Here is a 4,949-nt window from a genome sequence, read left to right as displayed (position 1 = left end):
TTCATGAAGTAAGATGACAGTAGATTGTGAGTACTCTCCTAACTTAACCGCTTGAGCCAATCCAGATTTCTCTTTGAAGACCTTTTCTATCGCAATGCTAGGTTTCTCTACGGTCTTCTGTACTTTGGCACTAAATGCCTCTGCATCTTGTATCGCTTTTTCATTAATATGACGATAATTCTCATACGCATTAGCAGGAATGCTCGCATCTGCACCTGGAACTGGTGGTTGCCACTTTGGTACTTCGATCTGCACAGCGCTTACATGCATGGTAAAAGCAGTCGCTAATGCCATCATGATTATACTTTTACGTAACATAAAACCCTCTCTCCTCTAAGTTTTACAACACAAAATTACACTTACTTCTTGTCTTTCTTAGTTTTATTTTTATTACTAATATTAACACTTTTCTTACGAAGTAATTTTACATTACCAAAGTCTGAGAACTCTACCGTATTTCTTAATTGTATATGAGAGTACGGCGCAGCTCCATCAGTATAGAGTAAATCAATAGCATAATAATATTTATCATCTCGAAGAACTCTATGAATTTTAGATTTCTTGCCCTTCCGATAATTATCAATCATATAACTTGGCACACCATTGTTCCAAACAGAAGCAGATTGAACTAATGCCTCATTAGATAATGGTTGACCTACTTTAGATGCATTAATAACCTTTTTAAAAGAAAAGTTACCATATAGATTATCCACTTTTACAGGCCATCTAAGCACAGAAAATCTTGCAGAAGGTCCTACATACTCTCTAACTTCAGTCGTAGTATTATCCAGATTTCTCTGAGCTTTCAACTTCATTCCCTTTGGAATCCGATATGTTAAATTTTCCCATGTAATCGTTTCACTATACGAATCCATATCATCCAGAGAATGAATGGACGGAATGATATAGTTACTCATTACCTGTTCCATTTTTTCTGTAACAGGATGATTCCGATAAGCAATTCCAACGATATATGGTCGATTTGGCTGCTCTTTAAGACGCACTACAGCACCCATCATAGGATTATTTTGATTTAAGAATTTATCATTCATAAACCAGGTCCCCTCTGTTATCTCTGGATATAGGAATTGCCCTTTCTGATCGGCTTTTGCCTTAACAATATCAAGAATATCCGTTACATTAGACCCCAACATAAAGAGTGTATTTCGCTCAGTTAAAAGCTGTAAATCTTCTTTCTCATTAGAACGACTACGAGACAAATAGTCCCCTTCTAGTATGGCTGCGGGCATACTAGCACGAATATTATTATCTTGATCATGTAACAAGATTACCGTTGATTCATTCGCAGCTAAATCTATTTGATTATAGCCCCGTTGAGCCTCTGCATCTAACTTATCCTTTGACAACTTACCATTAGCAACCATTTTATCTAACTTATCTTGGTATTTGGCCTTAGCCTTAACAATATTACTAGATTTATAATTACTAAGATTACCTGCCCGATAGTTCTCATACGCATTAGCCGGAATACTCGCGTCAGCACCTGGCATAGGCGGTTGACCGGCTGGAACTTCAATCTGTACAGCACTTACATTCATGGTGAAAGTAGCTGCTAATGCCATCATGATTATACTTTTACGTAACATAAAACCCTCTTATCTTTTTCTCTCACATTTACAATATAAATAAGCACAACCTTATTAGCATAAGTATACTATGCAAATAAGGGCTACTAAAGCTCCAAAAGCAATGACAATAGCCAGTACTTGTAAGAGGAGCATGATTATTTCATAATCACTCATAGACTTATCCCTCCCTTCAAAACGAAGAGAGGCCCAACCTCGTCTAACTATCCTAAGTCTATTATAGAGCGAACTAATATACGGTACAATAAGCATTATATTATATAAATATATGAATAAACTAATAAAAGCCAAGCTATTTCTAAATATGAATAGCTTGGCTTTTGCATTGTGTAAATAAGTTAAGACCTTGTCAGAAATACAAAATACATACTCAAAAGCTTTCAAAAGCTAATGAAGTATCAATTTAATAATCATAAGCAGAGGCAGAACCAATATAATACCAGCCAAAATAAAGGAAGCTAAAACAACCATAGTGCCATACGTTATTAGACATAACTTTATTAAAAAATCTATACAACTATATATACACATACCCATAGTAGATTGTTCTTTTAAAGAAAAGAACCAAGCTTTTACTCTATAATATATTTGAGGTTTATCAAACGCTGGATATAGTTTCTCATACCACAAAATTACCCATGGTAAAACCCAAATATTCCCAAAGCAAAATATCAACACTGGGATATACTCTCTTAATGGATATGCTTCTAATACATATCGATCGTACAATAGTGTATAAATCCCCCAAATAGAGGCTCCCCAAATAAGTAAAAGCACAAACTTTAACAGAAACAAAAAAATAAGTTTAATCATCAATCTAAGTCTATCCTCGATTCTGACCATTCTAATACTATCCATAATTTATTATGTCTCATCGTCATAAGCTATACCATATGCTTTTTTATACATCAAATTAGGCAATTTATATTTTTCGTCACCAAATTCAGCAGGTAGAATCATAGCTTTTAGGTTTTCTGCATACACACGTTGTTGGCGAATTTGTCCATTATTGTAATAGGTACCGCCATCATTAACGGTTCCAGTGATACCTGAGTTTCCCTGTTTTACACGCCAAATAGAGATATATGGCGTCTTATCACCTTGTTTTAAACTGTTATCATGAACATTAATCAAATGGCGCAAAGAACGATCCATTTGGTAATCGTATTGTACTGAAAGTCCTTGGATCATATTGGCAGCAGGCATCGAAACATAGATGACTGCTTCGATACGACGATGACCATTCGGTGCCGTTACAGACTTAACAGATGAAAGGTCCACATATTTTCCATCCCCTCGTCCAGAGTCAGCACTCGAATCGATGTGCTCAAATCGCTCTGAGTTTAATAACTCAACTTGTGATACGGCTTGACCTTTCATAGGCAATACGAGGCAGGCTAATAACCATAGTGAAAGTAAATATATGCGTTTCATCGTCCACCTCACTGCACCACAATATCGTCAAAATGCTGCTGATACACGGACATAAACATAGCATCCGCTATATCATACATAATAGTGTTATTACGATTAAGTGGGAACTTACGCGTATCGTTCACATAATGTATTGGCTTCGTCGCCCCATCAAAGGTATACTTCGCCACATCTACCTCTGTCATAGCTAAACCAGACTTACTTTCACTAGCCTCAATTAAAGCCATCATAGATGGACTCGGATTCATTATACGAGACGAATGAATAAGGGTCGCTAACGAATAGTTAGTATCATAATCCACAGTGAGCTGTCGCTCGTCAATGGTAGATTGATAAGACGTATCCATCACAACATAGTAGGTCCCGCGCAAAGAATACTGTGGCGGTGCATAGCGAAGGGCCTCAATAGAATAGGTGTTTAAATAGATATACAAGCCACCACTCTCCATAGAACCATTCATCAATCGAGTATGAACTAACTTAAACTGTGGTGATGTTTTCAACTCTTGATAGGTGATTGCCTCTGTAGGCATGGTGAAAGCCAGCATCACAAGAGCTAGCATCAAAATACGTTGAACCATAAAAACCTCTCTCAAACTAAATAGTCAAATATAGCTTATTTACTTAACAGCTTAACCCATTCCATATACCATGGAATAAAGATGGAACTATTTTCAAGACTCTCCTTATATGTCCCTTCTTGTCGCCATTGTGGCTCTTTACGTAATCTTGCAGCATCATCAAAGCCTACGTATTCAATCATATCTCTTAGCTGCTTATGCGTATACGATGTTTTACTTTCATCATAATTAATACGATAACTGTAATAGTATACAGAATCTTTTACAACATGACGAAGATAGGATTCACGATTGGGCTTATAGGCATCAACTAAAGAACCAGGAATTCCGTTATTCCACACTACGGCGTACTGTGTAGGTGTATCCAAATCATTATATTTATGTAAATAATATATTATTGGAACCTTAATCAGCGTGTCATCTGTCTTTTTGCTCATAATTGCGCTACGTATTACCCGTATTTTAACCCCTGTATCCTCATAAGTTCTCACCTCATGTCTCTCATTTTCTACGGCTTCACTGACTAACTTAGCCGTCTTAGGAATGCGATAGTGAAAGTTCCCCCAATGCTCAATCTGACTGTAATTATCTAATACAGATAAGGATTCTATGGATGGAATAATATAATTACTCATCACCACTTCAGGTGCTTGATCTTGATATGGATCTTCTGTATTAACCCATCCCCCATAAGTAACTCCATACGTTGTCTTTGTATCATCCGGAGTGAATTCCGTATACATTATACGAGAATTGTTTGACATGAACTTCCAAGATGCATTCCTCAACCCTGGATAATTATATTCTCCTTCACCTTCAGCATATTTACTAAGCTCTTTACCATGAGGTGGTCCTACTACTAAAAACGAACTGAGACTACGAACAGCAAATAATGGCCCTTTTCCAGGCTCAGTTTCTATCACATCACCACGGAAGCTAACATTTGGTACGGATAATCTGATATTTTTATCCCCTTCATGAATCAATACCACTGTAGACTGCGAATAATCTGCAAGCTCCAAAGCCTTAGAAAAACCAGGATGTTCCAGATTTAGCTTATCAAGCGTAGATGGCGGATTTTTAGGATTCGATTTTGCAAACTGACTATATGACTCTGCCTCTTGCTCCGCTACTTCATTAATATGACGATAATTCTCATACGCATTAGCAGGAATACTCGCATCTGCTCCAGGCATAGGCGGTTGTCCAGCTGGCACTTCGATTTGAACAGCGCTAACATTCATGGTGAAAGCAGCCGCTAATGCCATCATAATTATACTTTTACGTAACATAAAACCCTCTTATCTTTTTCTCTCACATTTACAAT

At 37.0% G+C, this 4,949-nt stretch carries 4 protein-coding genes and 1 pseudogene; all 5 read right to left on the bottom strand.

Annotation, left to right across the window (positions count from 1 at the left end; all coding sequences use genetic code 11):
* A pseudogene (locus QZ548_RS07900) lies at positions 1-318 on the bottom strand (hypothetical protein); the annotation flags it as partial.
* Positions 319-359: 41 nt separating this feature from the next.
* Complete coding sequence (locus QZ548_RS07895) at positions 360-1,607, bottom strand: hypothetical protein (RefSeq protein WP_295869539.1); 1,248 nt, start codon at positions 1,605-1,607, stop codon at positions 360-362.
* A gap of 864 nt (positions 1,608-2,471) precedes the next feature.
* The gene (locus QZ548_RS07890; protein WP_295869538.1) at positions 2,472-3,041 is read right to left on the bottom strand and encodes a hypothetical protein; all 570 of its coding nucleotides are present in this window, start codon (positions 3,039-3,041) and stop codon (positions 2,472-2,474) included.
* Between the two features lie 8 nt (positions 3,042-3,049).
* A complete protein-coding gene (locus tag QZ548_RS07885; protein WP_295869537.1) occupies positions 3,050-3,622 on the bottom strand; it encodes a hypothetical protein in 573 nt (190 codons plus the stop codon).
* Positions 3,623-3,657: 35 nt separating this feature from the next.
* Entirely contained in the window at positions 3,658-4,914 is a 1,257-nt protein-coding gene (locus tag QZ548_RS07880; RefSeq protein WP_295869536.1) for a hypothetical protein, read from the bottom strand.
* Between the last annotated feature and the right edge of the window lie 35 nt (positions 4,915-4,949).

Source organism: uncultured Veillonella sp. (assembly GCF_915069625.1).
Lineage (GTDB): Bacteria > Bacillota > Negativicutes > Veillonellales > Veillonellaceae > Veillonella.
The sequence above is the reverse complement of the archived record's forward strand: the minus strand, read 5'-3'. Positions and strand labels throughout refer to the sequence as shown.

What these genes read in the sequence shown, in the direction of transcription:
- QZ548_RS07895 (WP_295869539.1), bottom strand. Translation starts at nt 1,607, where the DNA reads ATGTTACGTAAAAGTATAATCATGATGGCATTAGCAGCTACTTTCACC.
- QZ548_RS07890 (WP_295869538.1), bottom strand. Translation starts at nt 3,041, where the DNA reads ATGAAACGCATATATTTACTTTCACTATGGTTATTAGCCTGCCTCGTA.
- QZ548_RS07885 (WP_295869537.1), bottom strand. Translation starts at nt 3,622, where the DNA reads ATGGTTCAACGTATTTTGATGCTAGCTCTTGTGATGCTGGCTTTCACC.
- QZ548_RS07880 (WP_295869536.1), bottom strand. Translation starts at nt 4,914, where the DNA reads ATGTTACGTAAAAGTATAATTATGATGGCATTAGCGGCTGCTTTCACC.